Genomic DNA, 4,008 nt, shown 5'->3' on the forward strand with positions numbered 1-4,008 from the left:
ATCCCGAACTGCATCAGCTACGACCCGACCTTCGCGCACGAGGTCGGCGTGATCCTGCACCATGGGCTGAAGCGCATGGTCGAGAAACAGGAGAACGTGTACTTCTACCTGACGCTGCTGAACGAGAACTACCCGATGCCGGGCCTGAAGGCGGGCACCGAAGAGCAGATCCTGAAGGGCATGTACCTGCTCGAAGAGGGCGCGAAGAAGACACCGCGCGTGAACCTGCTGGGCAGCGGCACGATCCTGCTCGAAAGCGTGGCCGCGAAGGCGCTGCTCGAGAAAGACTGGGGCGTGGCGGCCAACGTGTGGAGCTGCCCGAGCTTCAACGAACTGGCGCGCGACGGCCAGGACGCGGAGCGCTGGAACCTGCTGCACCCGCTCGAGAAGAAGCCGCGCGTGGCCTACGTCACCGAGCAGCTCGACAAACACGCCGGCCCGGTGATCGCCTCGACCGACTACATGAAGAACTATGCCGAGCAGATCCGCGCCTTCATGCCCAAGGGTCGCACCTACAAGGTGCTGGGCACCGACGGTTTCGGCCGCAGCGACTTCCGCAGCAAGCTGCGCGAGCACTTCGAGGTGAACCGCCACTACGTCGTGGTGGCGGCCTTGAAGGCGCTGGCCGACGAAGGCACGGTGCCGATGGCCAAGGTGGCCGAGGCGATCAAGAAGTACGGCATCAATGTCGACAAGATCAATCCGCTCTACGCATAAATAAAGACGGACGGAGACAACAAAAATGGCAACGGTTGAAGTCAAGGTCCCCGACATCGGCGACTTCGCGGAAGTGGAAATCATCGAGCTGATGGTGAAAGTCGGCGACACGGTGAAGGCCGAGCAGTCGCTCATCACGGTCGAGAGCGACAAGGCCTCGATGGAGATCCCGTCGTCGCACGCCGGCGTCGTCAAGGAGCTGAAGGTCAAGCTCGGCGACAAGGTCAAGGAAGGTTCTCTGGTGCTGGTGCTCGAAGCGGCTGGCGACGCGGCCGCTGCACCCGCGGCGGCCCCCGCACCCGCACCGGCCGCCACAGCACCTGCGCCCGCAGCCGCTCCGGCGGCGGCACCGGCTGCCGCGAGTGGCGGCCCGGTCGATGTGGTTGTGCCCGACATCGGCGACTTCGACGAAGTCACGGTCATCGAGGTGATGGTCGCGGCCGGTGACGCGATCAAGGTCGAGCAAAGCCTGATCACGGTCGAGAGCGACAAGGCGTCGATGGAGATCCCGTCTTCTCACGCCGGTGTGGTGAAGGAGATGAAGGTCAAGGTCGGTGACAAGGTCGCCAAGGGCAGCCTGGTCGCGGTGGTGCAAGCCGCAGGTGGCGCTGCGCCGGCTGCGGCCGCTGCCGCGCCGGCACCCGCTGCTGCTTCGGCCCCGGCGTCTGCGCCCGCCGCAGCGGCGGAAAAGCCCGTGCCGACGGCGTCGCTCCCTGCCCATGAACCGACCATGGCGAAGGGCGTGTTGCCGCACGCGTCGCCCACGATCCGCAAGCTCGCCCGCGAGCTCGGTGTGCCGCTCGAAGAAGTGAAGGGCAGCGGCCCGAAAGGCCGCATCACGCAGGAAGACGTGCAGGGTTTCGTCAAGGGCGTGATGGCCGGCGCCGTGCAGACGCAGGCACAGGCGGCGAAGGCACCAGCCGCGGCTGCGGCGGGTGGTGGCGGTGGTCTCGCCGGCCTGCTGCCGTGGCCCAAGGTCGACTTCACGAAGTTCGGCCCGGTCGAGCGCAAGGACCTGTCTCGCATCAAGAAGATCAGCGGCGCGAACCTGCACCGCAACTGGGTGATGATCCCGCACGTCACCAACAACGACGAGGTCGACATCACCGAGCTCGAGGCTTTCCGTGTCTCCACCAACAAGGAGAACGAGAAGTCGGGCGTGAAGGTCACGATGCTCGCGTTCGTGATCAAGGCCGTGGTCTCGGCGCTGAAGAAGTTCCCGGAGTTCAACACCAGCCTCGACGGTGACACCCTCGTCTACAAGCAGTACTTCCACATCGGCTTCGCGGCCGACACGCCGAACGGCCTGGTCGTGCCGGTGTTGAAAGACGCCGACAAGAAGGGCGTGATCCAGATCAGCACCGAGATGGGCGACCTGGCCAAGAAGGCGCGTGACGGCAAGCTCGGCCCGGCCGACATGACCGGCGGTTGTTTCTCGATCAGCTCGCTCGGCGGCATCGGCGGCACGCACTTCACGCCGATCATCAACGCGCCCGAGGTCGCGATCCTCGGCCTGTCGAAGAGCGCGATGAAGCCGGTGTGGGACGGCAAGGGCTTCGTGCCGCGCCTCACCCTGCCACTCTCGCTGTCTTACGACCACCGCGTGATCGACGGCGCATCGGCAGCACGCTTCAACGCCTACCTCGGGCAGATCCTCGGCGACTTCCGCCGCGTGTTGCTCTAGGAAAGCAGCTGATGACGACCGTCGTGGTGGCCCGCTTGGGCGGCACCGTGGCCATCGCTGCCGACACGCTGGTCACCTTCGGTGACACGCGGCTGGCGCATGGCTACGAGGCCAACGAAAAACTGTTCAAGGTCGGCGATTCGTGGATCGGCATGGCGGGCACCACGGCGCACTTCCCGGTGCTGCGGCGTGCGCTCGCGGCGCTGCCGCCCGACGAGCTCAAGCTGCATTCGCGCGACCAGGTGTTCGACACCTTTCTCAAGCTGCACCCGAAGCTGAAGGAGAACTTCTTCCTGAACACCAAGGAAGACGATTCCGACCCCTACGAGAGCTCGCAGTTCACCGCGCTGATCGCCAACCACGCCGGCATCTTTGGCGTGTACTCGTACCGCGAGGTGTTCGAGTTCGACCGCTTCTGGGGCATCGGCACCGGCCGCGCGTTTGCGCTCGGTGCGATGCACGCCGGCTTCGACAAGGCGAAAACGGCGCGTGAAGTGGCCGAGCTCGGCGTGCGTGCAGGCTGTGAATTCGACAAGAACTCGAGTGGGCCGGTGCATGCCCACACCATCAAACTCAAAGTGAAAGGCTGACCATGGCCCTCATCGACATCAAGGTGCCGGACATCGGCGATTTCAAGGACGTGGCGGTCATCGAGCTGCTGGTCAAGCCGGGTGACACGGTCAAGGCCGAGCAGAGCCTGCTGACGGTCGAGAGCGACAAGGCGTCGATGGAGATCCCGTCTTCGCACGCCGGTGTCGTGAAGAGCGTGGCGGTCAAGGTGGGTGACGTGGTCAACGAAGGTTCGGTGATCGTTTCGCTCGAAGCAGACGGTGCCGCGGCACCGGCGGCCGCGCCCAATGCACCCGCCGCGGCGCCTGTGCCCGCGCCTGCGAAGGCTGCAACACCGGCTGCCCCGGCGCCCGCAGCGTCGAGCTACGCCGGCGGCGCCGACACCGAATGCGACCTCGTCGTTCTCGGCGCCGGCCCGGGCGGTTATTCGGCCGCCTTCCGCGCCGCCGACCTCGGCATGAAGGTCGTGCTGATCGAACGGTTCGCGACACTCGGCGGCGTGTGCCTGAACGTCGGCTGCATCCCGTCGAAGGCGCTGTTGCACGTGGCCGCGGTGATGGACGAGGTCAAGCACTTCGACGCGATGGGCGTGACCTTCGCGCCGCCGACGCTCGACCTCGCCAAGCTGCGCACCCACAAGGAAAAGGTGATCGGCAAACTCACTGGCGGGCTGGCCGCGATGGCCAAGATGCGCAAGGTCACGGTGCTGCAGGGCACGGGCGAGTTCCTCGACCCGCACCACCTCACCGTGGCGCTCGCCAAGGGCGGCACGCAGACCGTGAAGTTCAAGCAGGCCATCATCGCCGCCGGTTCCGAAGCGGTGAAGTTGCCTTTCCTGCCGAAGGACGATCCGCGCGTGGTCACCTCCACCGGCGCGCTCGAGCTGCGCCAGAACCCGAAGCGCATGCTGATCATCGGTGGCGGCATCATCGGCCTTGAGATGGGCACGGTGTATTCGACGCTCGGCGCGCGGCTCGACGTGGTCGAGATGCTCGACGGCCTGATGCAGGGCGCCGACCGCGACCTCGTCAAGGTCT

At 65.8% G+C, this 4,008-nt stretch carries 4 protein-coding genes; all 4 read left to right on the forward strand.

What is annotated here, in order from left to right; genetic code table 11:
- The coding region (locus AC30PD_RS24430; RefSeq protein ID WP_489538296.1) for a transketolase-like TK C-terminal-containing protein at positions 1 to 717 on the forward strand (717 nt) is incomplete at its 5' end.
- A gap of 25 nt (positions 718 to 742) precedes the next feature.
- Complete coding sequence (aceF, locus tag AC30PD_RS24435; protein ID WP_489538297.1) at positions 743 to 2,401, forward strand: dihydrolipoyllysine-residue acetyltransferase; 1,659 nt, start codon at positions 743 to 745, stop codon at positions 2,399 to 2,401.
- An 11-nt stretch (positions 2,402 to 2,412) separates the two neighbouring features.
- Positions 2,413 to 2,991, forward strand: coding sequence for an MFS transporter (locus AC30PD_RS24440; RefSeq protein WP_489538298.1), 579 nt, complete (start codon positions 2,413 to 2,415; stop codon positions 2,989 to 2,991).
- 2 nt (positions 2,992 to 2,993) lie between these two features.
- Positions 2,994 to 4,008: FAD-dependent oxidoreductase (locus AC30PD_RS24445; protein WP_489538299.1), on the forward strand; the 1,015-nt coding region annotated here is incomplete at its 3' end.

The sequence above is a fragment of the Rhizobacter sp. genome (genome assembly GCF_032229685.1).
GTDB lineage: Bacteria > Pseudomonadota > Gammaproteobacteria > Burkholderiales > Burkholderiaceae_C > LMDS01.